Below are 14891 nucleotides of genomic sequence, written 5' to 3'. Positions count from 1 at the left end.
TTCGTGTTTGCGAATATCGAAGTCATCATACCGGCTTCTTTCCGAATACCTTGATGTATTCCTCGACGCCGCCCTTGGCCAAAGCCTTGGCTTGCTTCACCCATTCTTCACGCTCGATGCGACCGTGGAAGCTGAGATAACCGTCAACCCATTCGCGCTCGGCCTTCTTCCAGGCAGCAACCTGCTTGAAGGTGAAGATGCCCAGCTCATGCAGGGTTGCTTCAATCTTCGGGCCAACGCCGGAGATCAGCTTCAGATCGTCAACGGCTTCCGGGCGCTCCATGGCGACCGGGCGATTGGTATCGTCGAGCTTGAATGACTGTTTCGTATCCACCGAAGCGGCCTTCTCGGCGGCCTTCGACACCTTGACGTCCGAAGGCGTCTTCAGAGCCGGATCGGTTTCAGGCGCATTGGTGACCGGCTTTGCAGCGTTGGACGGCGCAGCGGCCTTTTCTTCAGCAGCCTTGGCTTCGGCTTCCGCCTTGGCCTTTGCTTCCGCTTCGGCCTTCGCCTTGGCAGTCGCGGCATCCGATGCCTTGCGGGTTTCGAGGCCGATCTTCTTGTAGTCCGGATCTTCGGTCAGCGAGGTCAGGCCGTTGATCGGCTCAGACGTCACGCGGTCTTCCTGCGGACCCGGCTTGACGGTGTCGCCCTTGCCAGCTTCGAAAGCGTCGATGATTTCAGCAAGGCGTTCCGGCGTCAGATCTTCGTAGGCGTCCTTGAAGATCATGACCATCGGCGCATTGGCGCAGGCGCCCTGACATTCGACTTCTTCCCACGACAGCGTACCGTCGGCATTGGTCTCGAACGGGTCGTGGTTGATCTTGTGACGGCACACGTCCATCAGCGCTTCCGAACCGCGCAGCATGCACGGGGTCGTACCGCAAACCTGAATGTGAGCGCGCGTGCCAACCGGCTTCAGCTGGAACTGCGTATAGAAAGTTGCGACTTCCAGAACGCGGATCAGCGGCATGTCGAGCATGGCTGCTACATGTTCAATGGCAGCTTTCGTGACCCAGCCGTCCTGCTCCTGCGCACGCATGAGCAACGGAATAACAGCCGACTGCTGACGGCTTTCTGGGAATTTTGCGATCGTCTTGTGCGCCCAGACCTGATTTTCCGCGTTGAACGCGAAAGCGGCTGGCTGGACGGCATCATCTGCGAGACGGCGAACGGACATCAGCGGTCAACCTCACCAAACACAATATCGAGCGAGCCAAGAATTGCCGACACGTCAGCCAGCATATGGCCGCGGCACAGGAAATCCATGGCTTGAAGATGGGCAAAGCCCGGAGCGCGCAGCTTGCAGCGATAAGGCTTGTTGGAGCCGTCCGAGACGAGGAAGACGCCAAATTCGCCCTTCGGGGCTTCAACTGCTGCGTAAACTTCACCGGCAGGCACATGGTAGCCTTCCGTGTAAAGCTTGAAGTGGTGGATGAGCGCTTCCATCGAACGCTTCATCTCGCCGCGCTTCGGCGGCACGATCTTGTTGTCGGTGTTGGAAACCGGACCAACGCGTTCCTTGCCGAGAAGCAGATCAACGCACTGGCGCATGATACGGGCCGACTGGCGCATTTCTTCCATGCGGATCAGGTAGCGGTCGTAGCAATCGCCGTTCTTACCGATTGGAATATCGAATTCCATTTCGTTGTAGCACTCGTAAGGCTGCGACTTGCGCAGATCCCATGCAGCGCCCGAACCGCGAACCATGACGCCCGAGAAGCCCCATGCCCATGCATCTTCCAACGAGACCACGCCGATATCGACGTTACGCTGCTTGAAAATACGGTTCGGTGTGATGAGGTCATCAAGATTGTTGAGCGTCGTGAAGAACGGATCGATCCATTTGCCGATGTCTTCCACGAGCTGATCCGGCAGGTCCTGATGGACGCCGCCCGGACGGAAATAAGCAGCGTGCATACGTGCGCCGCACGCGCGTTCGTAGAACACCATCAGCTTTTCACGCTCTTCGAAGCCCCAGAGCGGTGGCGTCAATGCGCCAACGTCCATGGCCTGCGTGGTCACGTTCAGCAGGTGGTTCAGGATACGGCCAATTTCCGAATAGAGAACGCGGATCAGCTGACCGCGCTTCGGCACATCGATGCCCATAAGGCGTTCGACGGCGAGCGCATAAGCGTGCTCCTGATTCATCGGCGCCACGTAGTCGAGGCGATCGAGATAAGGCACAGCCTGAAGATAGGTCTTGGCTTCCATCAGCTTCTCGGTGCCGCGATGCAGCAGACCGATATGCGGATCGACGCGGTCGACGACTTCGCCGTCGAGCTCAAGCACCAGACGCAGCACACCGTGCGCGGCAGGGTGCTGCGGACCAAAGTTGATATTGAAATTGCGGACCTGAGTCTCAGCCATGTTCAGCTTCCCGTCGCTCAGTTCGTCTTTGCCTTCTCATCGCCCGGCAGGACGTAATCCGTCCCTTCCCATGGCGAGAGAAAATCGAAATTGCGGAATTCCTGACGCAGTTCGACAGGTTCGTAGATGACGCGCTTCAGCTCGTCGCTGTAACGCACTTCCACAAAACCGGTCAGCGGGAAATCCTTGCGCAGCGGATGGCCTTCGAAACCGTAGTCGGTCAGAAGGCGACGCAGATCCGGGTGGCCGGAGAACAGCACGCCATACATGTCGTAAGCCTCGCGTTCGTACCATTCGGCACCCACGAAAACCGAAACCGCCGACGGAACCAGCGTGTCTTCATCGGCCTGAACCTTGACGCGAATGCGCTGGTTCTGACGCGGAGACATCAGCTGATAGACCACATCGAAGCGATTGGCGCGCTGCGGATAGTCAACGCCGGAAATGTCCGTCAGATTGACGAACTGGCACTGCACATCGTCACGCAGGAAGGTCAGAACGCTGATAAGGCTCGTCACCGGTACGCAAAGCGTCAGCTCGCCATAGGCCAGCTTCGCCTCTTCGATTGCATCGCCGAGGCGTTCTTTGATGTAGCCGGAAAGTTCACCGAGAGCTTCTTCGCTCATTTCCCTAACTTCCTTATTTAGAACTCACACTGCACTTGCCTTGGGAGACTTTTGGGAGAAATCCCGCGCGGCGGTGTCAGTCGAACCCTAACAAAACCTGTATGGCGCAAACCGGTCCGGAGACCGGATTAACGCTCGATCGTACCCGTGCGACGGATCTTCTTCTGAAGAAGAAGGATGCCGTAAAGCAGAGCTTCCGCGGTCGGCGGGCAGCCAGGCACATAGATATCGACCGGAACCACGCGATCGCAGCCACGAACCACCGAATAGGAATAGTGGTAGTAGCCGCCGCCATTGGCGCAGGAACCCATCGAAATCACATAGCGCGGCTCAGGCATCTGGTCGTAGACCTTGCGCAGAGCGGGCGCCATCTTGTTGGTCAGCGTGCCTGCAACGATCATCACGTCGGACTGACGCGGAGACGCGCGCGGTGCGATACCGAAGCGTTCGGCGTCGTAGCGCGGCATGGAAATGTGCATCATTTCCACAGCGCAGCATGCGAGACCGAAGGTCATCCACATCAGCGAACCGGTACGCGCCCAGGTGATCAGAGCGTCAGCAGACGTGACGATGAAGCCCTTGTCGGACAGTTCGCTGTTCAGATCGTTGAAGAAAGCATCGTCGGAGCCGACAGGCTTGCCCGTACGCGGGTCAAGAATGCCCTTCGGCTGCGGAGCCACGAGTGTGGTGTTGGCTGTGGTCAATCCCATTCCAGCGCTCCCTTCTTCCATTCATAGATGAAGCCGATGGTGAGGACGCCAAGGAACAGCATCATCGACGCAAAGCCGAACCAACCAATGGAACCGAAGGACACAGCCCACGGAAACAGGAAGGCGACTTCAAGATCGAAGATGATGAAGAGAATCGACACGAGGTAGAAACGAATGTCGAATTTCATACGGGCGTCATCGAAGGCATTGAAGCCGCACTCGTAAGCTGAAAGCTTTTCCGGGTCTGGCTGTCTATATGCGACGAGGAACGGCGCAACCAGAAGGGCTACACCGATTACCATTGCGATGCCGAGAAAGATGACAATCGGCAAATAGGAACTTAAAAGCTCGTTCATGATCCTTTATCCGGCTTGAATACGAGGCTGCGCCGCCTGTCATAAGCTTTTTGAAGCCCACGACCATGCGACACATTGCATCTGTTGCAACCTCGTCGCCCCAAGCAGCTTCAAAAGGCATGCCGTGCGAACTAAGCGCTTTCGCGGGGACGGTTAGCGCAGCCCGCGTTGAAGCGCAACCCCTCCAGCGCCTTCAGGTGGGCATAGTCGGGTCGAGATGCTTAATAAGGCGTCGCCTCAGGCCCGAATAACCCGGCTGAACCCGTTCAGCCCCATGATGGCACAGTAAGATCATAATTTTGTGAGGCAATGTCTCACGATGCATTCTCGCTGACAACAGCAAAGAGAATCATCGCCTCTATAAATAAAGTACGCCCGCATGCCGTTCGCCGCGCCGCAGAACGAGAGATAAATATAAGCGCGCCGCGACAAATTGATCTCCCTCCCCCAACATCGCAAATGCAGCGTCCGAAAACGCCACGCCGTGAGACGCGCAAAATTTCTTTCGTGCAGGCAGCAATATGGAGAATGGAAATAGTCCGGCACCCTCGCAGTGCGCCAAGCCATGCCTTCAGATCGGCAGGACAGACTTTATCATAAGGACATTGCTTGGAATCAGAATCGAAGGGAGGTCACATATGCAGCATTTTCTGCTCGCCGGCGGCGACCTTCTGGTGATCGGCGCGATCATTCTCTCGGTCGCCTACCTCTCCTGGAAACAATTCTCCCGATAAAAGAGCGCTTGCTCAAATACCGACGCGAACCAGCCGACGGGTCAAATCCGCCTGCACATGTTTGTACGGTATTTTTTGCTATCTCTGGGAAGACGTTCGGCAAATGGCGTGGAGCGCCACTTTCAATTCAACAGTGCATTTTATTGTGTTGAAGGAAAGTGGCGCGAGTGACGGGGCTCGAACCCGCGACCTCCGGCGTGACAGGCCGGCACTCTAACCAACTGAGCTACACCCGCGCATTTTTTCAGCCCGTAGGCTTCAGTCACCACCGTCGTTTCCGGCGGTGTGAGCGGTCGTTTAAGGGGTTCGAACACAAGTGTCAAGCGCATGTTTGGAGAAGAATTGCGATATTCTGCAATTCATACACAGACTGTGCGAAACACCCTGCAAGCAGGCTGTGTGAATAGGCCCTTGGCGCAAGAACGAGCAAAGGCTTGCGCGATATGAAGTACGAAAAGGGAAAGGAATGAAAAGGCGTGGAGCGCCACTTTCAATTCAACAGTACATTTGATTGTGTTGAAGGAAAGTGGCGCGAGTGACGGGGCTCGAACCCGCGACCTCCGGCGTGACAGGCCGGCACTCTAACCAACTGAGCTACACCCGCGCATTTTTTCAGCCCGTAGGCTTCAGTCACCACCGTCGTTTCCGTCGGTGTGAGCGGTCGTTTAAGGGGTTCGCACACAAGTGTCAAGCAAGTGCTGAAAAGAAAGCAAAAGAATTTTCGCCTTTCTTTCAAAACGCCGGTTTTCCCGGCCTTTTCAAAGACATCCTGTTATCCACATCGCTCCGTCCAGCCACCGAGAAGAGGCCATCCAGCGTGGTGAATCACATGGTGCTTTGGCATATTTGCCAGTTCACCGCATCTTGTGATTCATAATGCCAGCAAAAGCACTGACTCAGGCGACAATTCATTCCATTCCATGTATCCATGCTGCACTGATCCTTTTAGCCGCCCCTGCGTGCAGAAAAATGGATCGGGATAATATGTAGATCGCGCCGCGATAGGCTGACTTGCTGCAATAGCAAGCGGAAAGGAATTGAGATGAGCTGGAAACCCCATGGACAACACCTGATAGCTGGCGAGTGGGTTGCGGGGAAGACAACGTTCGCTTCAACACCGGCAACAGGTCCATCGCATGAATTCGCGGTTGGTACGCCCGCTCTGGTAGCGCGCGCCTGCGAAGCAGCGGAAGACGCTTTCTGGACCTATGGTTATACAAGCCGCGAAGAACGCGCCCTCTTCCTTGAAGACATTGCCGACGAAATTGAAGCCCGTGCTGCCGCCATCACCGAAATCGGTACGCAGGAAACCGGCCTGCCGACCGGCCGTCTTGAAGGCGAGCGCGGACGCACCACCGGCCAGCTGCGCCTTTTTGCCAATCATATTCGCAAGGCCGATTATCTCGACCGTCGCGTCGATGAGGCCCTGCCCGACCGCAAGCCTGCAGCGCGTCCGGAAATCCGCCTGATGCAGCGCCCGATCGGCCCGGTCGCCGTTTTCGGTGCCTCCAACTTTCCGCTCGCCTTCTCGACTGCTGGTGGTGACACCGCAGCTGCTCTTGCCGCAGGCTGCCCGGTGGTTGTGAAGGGCCATTCCGCCCATCCTGGCACCGGCGAAATCGTCGCTGACGCTATTCAGGCCGCCATTGCCAAGACCGGCATGCCGAAGGGAGTGTTCAGCCTCATTCAGGGCGGTGACCGCAAGGTCGGCGAAGCACTCGTCACGCATCCGCTTATCAAAGCAGTCGGCTTTACCGGTTCGCTTGGCGGTGGCCGCGCTCTGTTCAATCTGTGCGCACAGCGTCCGGAACCGATTCCTTTCTTCGGCGAGCTTGGCTCGGTCAATCCGATGTTCCTGCTGCCGGAAGCCATGAAGGCACGCGCCTCGTCGCTCGGCGAAGGCTGGGCTGGATCGTTGACCATGGGTGCCGGTCAGTTCTGCACCAATCCGGGCATTGCCGTGGTTATCGATGGCTCGGAAGCCGACAGCTTTGTGCAGTCAACCCGCAACGCTCTCGAAAAGGTTGCGCCGCAGGTCATGCTGACCGATGGTATCGCCAAGGCCTATCAGGACGGTAAGGCGCATTTCGACAGCCGCAACTCCGTCAAGCCGGTGCTGACCACCGAAAGCAAGGGCCGCGAAGCCTCACCCAATCTCTATGAGACGACCGGGGAAGCTTTCCTTGGCGACCATACCATCGGTGAGGAAGTGTTCGGTCCGCTGGGTGTTGTCGTTCGCGTCAAGTCGGTCGATGACATGGTGCATCTGGCCAAGGGCTTTGAAGGCCAGCTGACCGCTACCCTGCATATGGACAAGGATGACGCCGCAGACGCGCGCAAGCTTCTGCCAGTTCTGGAGCGCAAGGCCGGACGCGTTCTGGCCAATGGTTTCCCGACCGGCGTGGAAGTGGTTGATTCGATGGTTCATGGCGGCCCCTACCCGGCCAGCACCAATTTCGGCGCGACCAGCGTCGGAACCATGTCCATCCGTCGCTTCCTGCGCCCCGTCAGCTATCAGAACATCCCGGCGGATGTGCTGCCCGCTGACCTTGCCTAAATAAAAGATGAGACGCAGATCAAGGCTTTCAAAGACCTTTGATCTGCGTCTTATCGGCAAACTCCATGACAGTATGAGCCTGCCCGCCGGAGCACCTGTCTCAAAAGTGCAAGTCAGTCAGCATGGACTGTTTCCGCCAGCCGCGCACGTTCGCGCAAACGGAAGCTGCGGGGCGTTTCTCCGGTGAAGTTCTGAAAAAACCGTGAGAAATAAGCGGGATCTGAAAACCCCAGCGAATAAGCGATGTGCTGGACCGAAGACGGCATTGCAATAAGGTCGCGCTTGGCCGTATCGATCAGCTTATGTGCAATCATATGTTGTGTCGTTTCGCCCGTCAGCCTTCGCACCAGCCGGTTGAGATGGGTTGGCGACAGGCCCAGAATATCGGCATAAAAGGCCACCGGACGGTGCTCCCGAAAATGCCGGTCGATCAGCTCAAGAAACTTTTCAACGCGTGCATCGCTATAGGCCGGGCGTCCGTCTTCAGCCTGTAGCTCGCTCAATGCCGGACGCGAGACGAGGACGATCATCGTCTTGAGCATGGATTCCAATATGCTGTTTTTATATGGCTTTCTGGAATGGAATTCTGTCTGGATCCGGTTGACCGTCAAAGCTGCGAGCGCACAATCTTCCGCAGGAGCGTCCTCCATCTCGACAAGGCGCGGCCCATTGAGCCAAGCCGCAAAAGCGCCCCCCGGACGGTCACTGACAAAGGGCATCTGCGGGCGCAGAATCGTAATGATATGGCCGGTAATATCGCGCGAGAATGAAAACCCGTGATTGAATCCGGGTGGAACCAGTATAGCACACGGCGTGCGGAAACTATGAACCACGCCATTGAAACTGGCATTGCCCGCTCCGCTTTGAATGTACAGGAATTGAAAGAAATTCTCGTGGCGGTGCAGTTCGATTTCAAACTGATGCAGGCTGGATCGCGAATAAAGCGTTTCGCAATGTAGCCAGAAATCCGGCTTTTTGTCGGTTCCCTCCCCGTAGAGTTCGTAGGTTGGAACGTCTATGCGCATCATTCTTCCTCTTCAACTGTGTTCGATTTGTACAATTTATTGCAGCAAGAATCCATTGCCAGTTTGAGGCTGTTTCAAAGAATAAAGGGCATTCGTTGCGTTGGGAGGAAATCATGCGCACCAAAGTCGCCATTATCGGTTCGGGTCCGTCGGGTCTTCTGCTCGGACAGCTCCTGACGCGCGCCGGTATCGACAATGTCATTCTCGACCGCGCCAGCGAAAGCTATATTCTTGGCCGGGTGCGCGCTGGTGTGCTGGAAGAAGGCACCGTTCGTTTGATGGAAGAAGCGGGCGCTGCTGAACGCCTGCATCGCGAAGGCCTGCCACATGACGGCTTCTCGCTCGCCTTCGACGGGCGAGATCACCGCATCAACCTTCATGCCCTGACCGGCAAACGCGTGACCGTTTATGGCCAGACGGAACTGACGCACGATCTGATGGATGAACGACACAAATCCGGTACTGTCGGTATTTATGAAGCATCAAACGTCACGCCGCATGATTTCGACGGGTCTTCTCCCTATGTCACTTATGAGAAAGACGGCGTCACGCACCGCATCGACTGCGATTTCATCGCCGGTTGCGACGGTTATCACGGCGTCAGCCGCAAATCGGTACCGGAAAAGGCGATTACCTCTTTCGAAAAAGTTTATCCGTTTGGATGGCTTGGCATTCTGGCAGATATCCCGCCGGTCGATCATGAACTGATCTATGCCAATCACGAACGCGGCTTTGCACTCTGCTCGATGCGGTCGGAAACCCGCAGCCGCTATTATCTCCAGTGCTCGCTGGACGAAAAGATCAAAGATTGGAGCGACGACCGGTTCTACGATGAATTGCGCCGCCGCCTGCCCGAAAATCACGCGGAAGCCCTGGTCACAGGCCCTTCATTCGAGAAGTCCATAGCCCCGCTCCGTTCCTTTGTTGCCGAACCGATGCGCTTCGGAAAACTGTTCCTTGTGGGCGACGCCGCCCATATCGTGCCGCCGACAGGCGCCAAGGGCCTCAATCTGGCGGCGAGCGATGTGCACTACCTGTTTGAAGGTCTGCGCGAGTTTTATCTCGATAAATCAGCGGCGGGCATCGATGCCTATTCGGTCAAGGCGCTGGCGCGCATCTGGAAAGCAGAACGCTTTTCATGGTCGATGACGAAGATGCTGCATCGTTTCCCCGACATGGAAGCCTTCGACCAGAAGGTGCAGGAAGCGGAACTGGACTATATCAGCCATTCTCATGCGGCATCGACTGCATTGGCTGAAAACTACGTAGGATTGCCATTCTAAATATAAGCAATCTAACATCCGGCGCGCTTCTTTGTTCTTACGTGGTGCGCCTTCATGCTTATCAATGCGCATCAGGCTTGCACGTGAGGATATACCCGACTTAAATCCTCCCAAGAAAGTCTGTGCGCAACGGCGTCGATTCATTTCTTATTTGGACATTCCCATAACCAATCAGTTATGATTTCGACCAACAATATCATTTTACATAAACAATCAGATCGACATTCTATTGCGCATCCCGAAAGGCGTAAAACGGTTTTCGGAAAAGATGCGCGTTAGAGCGAAAGCTGAGACGCACCGAGCTGATAGCATCAGATCGGAACGCGCTCTGGAGAAAGGTCATTCCCTGTGGCGCTGCGACGGTCAGGCGCGGGAATGGTGGGCAACTGGGAGGAGAATATGAAGAAATTAGCACTCACCGCATTGGCGGTTTTGTCGCTCACCGCATCGGCGGCTTATGCCGATGTGGTTAAGGTTGGCGTTATTGGCCCGTTTTCGGGACCATTCGCCATTCAGGGCAAGAATTTCAAGGCCGGTATCGATGCCTATATGGCAGAGCACGGTAACAAGATCGGCGACGATACGGTGGAAGTCGTCTATCGCGACGTACCGCAGGCAGATCCGGCTCAGTCGAAGGCGCTGGCACAGGAACTCGTCGTCAAGGAAGGCGTTCAGTATCTGGCCGGCTTCTACTTCACGCCTGATGCCATGGCTGTCACGCCCATCCTGAAGCAGGGCAATGTGCCGATGGTGGTGATGAATGCCGCCACGTCCGCAATCGTGACCAAGAGCCCCTATGTGGTGCGCACGTCGTTCACGACCTGGCAGACCTCCACGCCTATTGCCAAAGTGGCACTCGACAAGGGCGTGAAGAAGGTCATTACCGTGGTGAGCGATTACGGTCCGGGTGTTGATGCAGAAAATGCTTTCAAGGCCGCGTTCACCGATGCTGGCGGCGAAGTGGTCGAAGCCATTCGCATGCCGCTTGCCACCAATGACTTCAGTCCGATCATGCAGCGCATCAAGGATTCCGGTGCGCAGGGCGTTTTCGCCTTTCTACCGTCTGGTCCCACCACGCTCGGCTTCATGAAAGCCTACGTCGATAACGGCCTAAAAAATGGCGGCGTACAGCTTTTTGCGCCGGGCGACCTGACGCAGGAATCCGACCTTCCCGCTCTCGGCGAAACGGCGCTGGGCGTATTGACCACCTTCCACTATGCGATTTCGCACGATTCTCCTGAGAACAAGAAGTTCGTCGAAGAAGCCCGCAAGGCAATCGGCAATCCTGCCGAACTCTCCTTCCCGTCTGTCGGTGCCTATGATGGCATGCACGTCATCTACAAGATGATCGAGGCAACCGGCGGCAAGAAGGATGCGGAAAAGGCTGTGGAAGCCGTTAAGGGCATGGAATGGGTCAGCCCGCGTGGCCCGGTATCCATCGACCCGGAAAGCCGTCACCTGACGCAGAATATCTATCTGCGTGAAGTCGCCAAGGCGGATGACGGCACCTACTACAACAAGGAAATCCAGACCTTCGAGAAGCAGGGCGACCCGGGCCTCAAGGCCAAGTAATCCTTCTGCTTCATGGTTCAGCCCGCCTCTTATTCGATAGAATATGAGGCACTTGCGCTCCCGGATCATTTCCGGGAGCGACTTTCTCTAAGTCTCGGGCCAGAGAAACAGTCTAGAGCGGTTCCGGTTAAAACGGAATCGTGGAACCGCTTTATCTATTTGTTTTACGCATTATCCTACGCAAAACCGCTACGCACTTTTGCTGGGAATGCTCCAATAGGATTACTCAATGCAGACTGTGCTCAGCATTGCTATCGACGCCCTTGCCTATGGCATGGTGCTCTTCGTCATCTCTATCGGCCTTTCCGTCACCATGGGCCTGATGCGCGTTGTCAATCTGGCGCATGGCGCCTTTGCGATGATCGGCGGCTATTTCGCCTCCTATGCCGCGCACCAGCTTGGCCTCAATTACGGTTTCGCTATCATCATCGCCGTTATCGGCACGATGATCATCGCGGTGCCCGTGGAACGGCTGCTGTATCGGCGCATTTATGGTGCGCCGGAGCTGACGCAGGTTCTGATGACCATCGGCATCACATTCTGCATCATCGGCCTGACCAACTATATTTTCGGCCCGACGTTAAAGACCATTCCGCTGCCGGAAATGCTGCACGGCTCGATTGATCTCGGCTTCCGTTCTATCGCCAAGCACCGCGTTTTCGCGATTGGCTGCGGTCTCGCCGTTGCAGTCGGCCTCTGGTATATCGTCGAACGTACCGCCTTTGGCGTGAAACTGCGCGCTGCGGTCGATAATGCCAATATGGCCGCTGCCCTCGGCGTTCGAACCGAAATCGTCTACGCGGTCAGCTTTGCACTCGCTATCGGTCTTGCTGCATTTGGCGGTGTCGTCGGCGCAGAACTGCTGCCGGTCGAGCCCTATTATGCGCTGCGCTATATGGTGACGTTCCTCGTGGTCGTTTCTGTCGGCGGCGCTGGTTCCATTCCGGGCGCTCTCATCGCCTGTCTCCTGCTTGGAGCCATCGACACAACGGGACGCTATCTCGCGCCTGAATATGGCGAATTCTTCTTCTATCTGGCGGTGATCGTGATCGTTACCCTGTTTCCACGCGGCCTTGCCGGAAGGTTGGCCAAGAAATGACCGACATGTCGCAAACCCTCCCCCAAACCCGCAAGTCCAATGCAGGTCTGATCGGCGTCATCGCCATCATTGTGGCCAGCGTCATCGGCTGGTTCCTGTTTCCTGACAATCTGGCGCTGCTGACCCGCATCATCGCCATCGCGCTTCTCGTGCTCTCGCTTGATCTCGTCACCGGCTATTGCGGCATCGCAACGCTCGGTCATGCCGCATTGTTCGGCGCGGGCGCCTATGGCGCTGGCATTGCCGCAGCGCATTTTGGCGTGACCGATCCGCTGCTCATGACGCTGGTCGGCCTTGTGGCTGGCGCTATCACCGGGCTGATTTCCGGTGTCGTCATTTTGCGCGCGCACGGATTGGCGCAGCTCGTTCTATCGATTGCCGTGGTGCATCTTTTCCATGAAGCCGCTAACAAGGCATCCGAGTGGACAGGCGGCAGCGACGGTCTGAGCGGCATTTCACCGGATCCGATCTTCGGTGTCTTCGAATTCGATCTCTATGGGCACACCGTCTATATTTATGGCGTCATCCTGCTGCTCATCTCTTTCATTTTCCTGCGCTATGTCGTGCGTTCGCCTTTCGGCATGCTGTGCCGTGGCGTGAAGGAAGACCCGATCCGCATCCATGCCATGGGCGCATCGGTTCATTCGGCACAGCTTCGTATGTATGTCATCTCCGGCGCTATTGCCGGTATCGGCGGCGCGCTGAACGCCATTTCCACACAGGTTGTGGGACTGGATAGCCTCAGCTTCACCATGTCGGCGGAAGCGCTGGTCATGCTGGTTCTGGGCGGCACAGGCACACTGTTTGGCGGACTGATCGGCACCGTCGTCTTCATGTGGTTTGAAGATCTGGTCTCTGCGGCCAATCCGTTCCACTGGCTTACCATGGTTGGCGCATTGCTGATCCTCGTGGTGCTTTTCGCCCCACGCGGTCTCTACGGCACCTCCGTCCATTATTTCGAGAAGCGGAAGGCGCGCAACGCATGAGCACCGTGTTTGAAGTTTCAAAACTGCGCAAGAATTTCGGCGGTCTGGCGGTCACAAACGACGTTTCGCTCAGCATGGCCAAGGGCGACCGCGTCGCCCTGATCGGGCCGAACGGTGCAGGCAAGACCACCTTCGTCAATCTCGTGACCGGCAACCTTCCGGCAACCTCGGGCACGGTGACACTGGGCGGCGAAAATGTCTCGAAGCTCAACGCCATGCAGCGCGTGCGGCGCGGTCTGGTGCGTTCGTTTCAGGTCACGCGCCTCTTCTTCGATATGACGCCAGAGGAGCATGTCGCGCTTGCGATTTTGCAGCGCGAAGGCAAGACGGGGCGCATTCTCGGTGACTATCATAAAATGCCGGGCGTGATGGATGAGGTGCGCGATATTCTCGACACACTCGGCCTGTTACCGCTCAGCCAGCTGCGTGTCAGTCAGATCGCTTATGGCCAGCAACGATTGCTGGAAATCGCGCTGGCATTGGCGCTGCGTCCCAAAGTGCTTCTGCTGGACGAACCGGCTGCCGGTGTGCCGCAAAGCGATACAGGCCGCATCGAAGAAGCGCTTGATCGCCTGCCCGCCGATCTGGCCGTTCTCATGATCGAGCACGACATGGATCTGGTTTTCCGCTTCGCAAAACGTGTGGTCGTTCTGGCTGCAGGCACGGTCATTTTCGACGGACTGCCGCAAGATGTCGTGCAGGATACGCGCGTCCGTGAAGCCTATCTGGGGAGCTATGCGCAATGAGTGCAGCCTCGCTTGAAATCCGCAACCTCTCTTCCGGCTACGGCCCGACGCGGGTTATCGAAGATGTGTCGTTCAAGGCGGAACCCGGCTCAAGGCTGGCCATATTGGGGCGCAATGGCGTCGGCAAGACAAGTCTCTTCGCGACCATCGCAGGACAGACCCGCCGTTATGGCGGCGAAATCCTGCTCGGCGGCCAGAATATCGCGACGCTGCCGTCAGCTGCCCGGGCGCTTGCCGGTCTTGGCTATGTGCCCCAGACCCGCGACGTCTTCCCTACTCTTACCGTGGAAGAGAATCTGTTCGTCGGTTTGAAGAAACGCCCCAAGGACGCGCTTGAGGAAGCCTATGCGATGTTCCCTCGCTTGAAGGAACGCCGCCGCAATCTCGGCTCGCAGCTTTCCGGCGGCGAGCAGCAGATGCTGTCGACGGCACGCAGCATTCTCGGCAAGCCGACGGTACTGCTGCTGGACGAGCCACTTGAAGGCCTCGCACCGGTTATATGCGAAGAGCTGATGGCAGCCTTCTCGGCTTTGGCGCAGAAAGGCGACATGACAATCCTGCTTGTCGAGCAACGCATCCAAAGCGCGCTCGATTTCGCCGATCACGTCATCATTCTGGAGCGCGGTCGCATTGCCTGGTCCGGGACATCGAAACAATTGTCCGACGATCATCATGCCGTCGAAGAGCATCTCGGGGTCGGCGGACTTCATTAAGGTCAGCTCGGTTTAACGCAATCTGCAATCAATCTGTTACGGTTATGGCGCGTGTTCTGCCCGCCATAAACGCCCATATTCTGATGCCCGGAATCAATGATTAATACCTAGCCG

13 protein-coding genes and 2 tRNA genes are annotated in these 14891 nt (G+C 56.7%); 7 read left to right on the top strand and 8 right to left on the bottom strand.

What is annotated here, in order from left to right; translation table 11 throughout:
- Positions 1-25: 25 nt before the first annotated feature.
- From FHW00_RS06875 to FHW00_RS06845, 7 genes are all read right to left on the bottom strand, one after another.
- A complete protein-coding gene (locus FHW00_RS06875; RefSeq protein WP_078338426.1) occupies positions 26-1180 on the bottom strand; it encodes an NADH-quinone oxidoreductase subunit E in 1155 nt (384 codons plus the stop codon).
- A complete protein-coding gene (locus tag FHW00_RS06870) occupies positions 1180-2370 on the bottom strand; it encodes an NADH-quinone oxidoreductase subunit D (protein ID WP_078338425.1) in 1191 nt (396 codons plus the stop codon). Before FHW00_RS06870 ends, FHW00_RS06875 begins: the two co-directional genes overlap by 1 nt.
- 17 nt (positions 2371-2387) lie before the next feature.
- Positions 2388-2996, bottom strand: a complete 609-nt coding sequence (locus tag FHW00_RS06865; protein ID WP_078338424.1) for an NADH-quinone oxidoreductase subunit C — start codon at positions 2994-2996, stop codon at positions 2388-2390.
- A 128-nt stretch (positions 2997-3124) separates the two neighbouring features.
- Positions 3125-3706 (bottom strand): NuoB/complex I 20 kDa subunit family protein, encoded by a 582-nt coding sequence (locus FHW00_RS06860; protein ID WP_078338423.1) that lies wholly within the window; start codon positions 3704-3706, stop codon positions 3125-3127.
- On the bottom strand, positions 3697-4062 hold the full coding sequence (locus FHW00_RS06855) for an NADH-quinone oxidoreductase subunit A (protein ID WP_078338422.1): 366 nt from the start codon (positions 4060-4062) through the stop codon (positions 3697-3699). Before FHW00_RS06855 ends, FHW00_RS06860 begins: the two co-directional genes overlap by 10 nt.
- 893 nt (positions 4063-4955) lie before the next feature.
- Positions 4956-5032 (bottom strand) — tRNA-Asp (locus FHW00_RS06850).
- A 291-nt stretch (positions 5033-5323) separates the two neighbouring features.
- Positions 5324-5400 (bottom strand) — tRNA-Asp (locus tag FHW00_RS06845).
- Between the two features lie 438 nt (positions 5401-5838).
- Between FHW00_RS06845 and FHW00_RS06840 the strand changes: the two genes are divergently transcribed.
- Complete coding sequence (locus FHW00_RS06840; RefSeq protein ID WP_182514640.1) at positions 5839-7353, top strand: aldehyde dehydrogenase (NADP(+)); 1515 nt, start codon at positions 5839-5841, stop codon at positions 7351-7353.
- Between the two features lie 113 nt (positions 7354-7466).
- On the opposite strand, the gene FHW00_RS06835 is transcribed toward FHW00_RS06840, so the two are convergent.
- Positions 7467-8378, bottom strand: coding sequence for a helix-turn-helix domain-containing protein (locus FHW00_RS06835; RefSeq protein ID WP_078340549.1), 912 nt, complete (start codon positions 8376-8378; stop codon positions 7467-7469).
- A gap of 113 nt (positions 8379-8491) precedes the next feature.
- Between FHW00_RS06835 and pobA the strand changes: the two genes are divergently transcribed.
- From pobA to FHW00_RS06805, 6 genes are all read left to right on the top strand, one after another.
- Positions 8492-9661, top strand: coding sequence for a 4-hydroxybenzoate 3-monooxygenase (pobA, locus tag FHW00_RS06830; protein ID WP_078340540.1), 1170 nt, complete (start codon positions 8492-8494; stop codon positions 9659-9661).
- A 399-nt stretch (positions 9662-10060) separates the two neighbouring features.
- Entirely contained in the window at positions 10061-11233 is a 1173-nt protein-coding gene (locus tag FHW00_RS06825; protein WP_078340539.1) for an ABC transporter substrate-binding protein, read from the top strand.
- 229 nt (positions 11234-11462) lie between these two features.
- A complete protein-coding gene (locus FHW00_RS06820) occupies positions 11463-12332 on the top strand; it encodes a branched-chain amino acid ABC transporter permease (RefSeq protein WP_078340538.1) in 870 nt (289 codons plus the stop codon).
- Positions 12329-13318, top strand: coding sequence for a branched-chain amino acid ABC transporter permease (locus tag FHW00_RS06815; RefSeq protein ID WP_078340537.1), 990 nt, complete (start codon positions 12329-12331; stop codon positions 13316-13318). The genes FHW00_RS06820 and FHW00_RS06815 overlap by 4 nt, the downstream gene beginning before the upstream one ends.
- Positions 13315-14064: an ABC transporter ATP-binding protein gene (locus tag FHW00_RS06810; RefSeq protein WP_078340536.1), complete on the top strand. Its 750-nt coding sequence runs from the start codon at positions 13315-13317 to the stop codon at positions 14062-14064. Before FHW00_RS06815 ends, FHW00_RS06810 begins: the two co-directional genes overlap by 4 nt.
- A complete protein-coding gene (locus tag FHW00_RS06805) occupies positions 14061-14777 on the top strand; it encodes an ABC transporter ATP-binding protein (RefSeq protein ID WP_078340535.1) in 717 nt (238 codons plus the stop codon). Before FHW00_RS06810 ends, FHW00_RS06805 begins: the two co-directional genes overlap by 4 nt.
- Positions 14778-14891: the final 114 nt, after the last annotated feature.

The organism is Ochrobactrum sp. P6BSIII (assembly GCF_014138065.1).
Classification (GTDB): Bacteria; Pseudomonadota; Alphaproteobacteria; order Rhizobiales; family Rhizobiaceae; genus Brucella.
This window is presented reverse-complemented; position numbering and strand designations above follow the sequence as displayed.

Excerpts from the sequence above, each read along its gene's own strand:
- FHW00_RS06825 (WP_078340539.1), top strand. The coding sequence starts at position 10,061 with ATGAAGAAATTAGCACTCACCGCATTGGCGGTTTTGTCGCTCACCGCA.
- FHW00_RS06840 (WP_182514640.1), top strand. The coding sequence starts at position 5,839 with ATGAGCTGGAAACCCCATGGACAACACCTGATAGCTGGCGAGTGGGTT.
- FHW00_RS06805 (WP_078340535.1), top strand. The coding sequence starts at position 14,061 with ATGAGTGCAGCCTCGCTTGAAATCCGCAACCTCTCTTCCGGCTACGGC.
- FHW00_RS06870 (WP_078338425.1), bottom strand. The coding sequence starts at position 2,370 with ATGGCTGAGACTCAGGTCCGCAATTTCAATATCAACTTTGGTCCGCAG.
- FHW00_RS06810 (WP_078340536.1), top strand. The coding sequence starts at position 13,315 with ATGAGCACCGTGTTTGAAGTTTCAAAACTGCGCAAGAATTTCGGCGGT.
- FHW00_RS06835 (WP_078340549.1), bottom strand. The coding sequence starts at position 8,378 with ATGCGCATAGACGTTCCAACCTACGAACTCTACGGGGAGGGAACCGAC.
- FHW00_RS06865 (WP_078338424.1), bottom strand. The coding sequence starts at position 2,996 with ATGAGCGAAGAAGCTCTCGGTGAACTTTCCGGCTACATCAAAGAACGC.
- FHW00_RS06860 (WP_078338423.1), bottom strand. The coding sequence starts at position 3,706 with ATGGGATTGACCACAGCCAACACCACACTCGTGGCTCCGCAGCCGAAG.
- FHW00_RS06875 (WP_078338426.1), bottom strand. The coding sequence starts at position 1,180 with ATGTCCGTTCGCCGTCTCGCAGATGATGCCGTCCAGCCAGCCGCTTTC.
- FHW00_RS06855 (WP_078338422.1), bottom strand. The coding sequence starts at position 4,062 with ATGAACGAGCTTTTAAGTTCCTATTTGCCGATTGTCATCTTTCTCGGC.
- FHW00_RS06820 (WP_078340538.1), top strand. The coding sequence starts at position 11,463 with ATGCAGACTGTGCTCAGCATTGCTATCGACGCCCTTGCCTATGGCATG.
- pobA (WP_078340540.1), top strand. The coding sequence starts at position 8,492 with ATGCGCACCAAAGTCGCCATTATCGGTTCGGGTCCGTCGGGTCTTCTG.
- FHW00_RS06815 (WP_078340537.1), top strand. The coding sequence starts at position 12,329 with ATGACCGACATGTCGCAAACCCTCCCCCAAACCCGCAAGTCCAATGCA.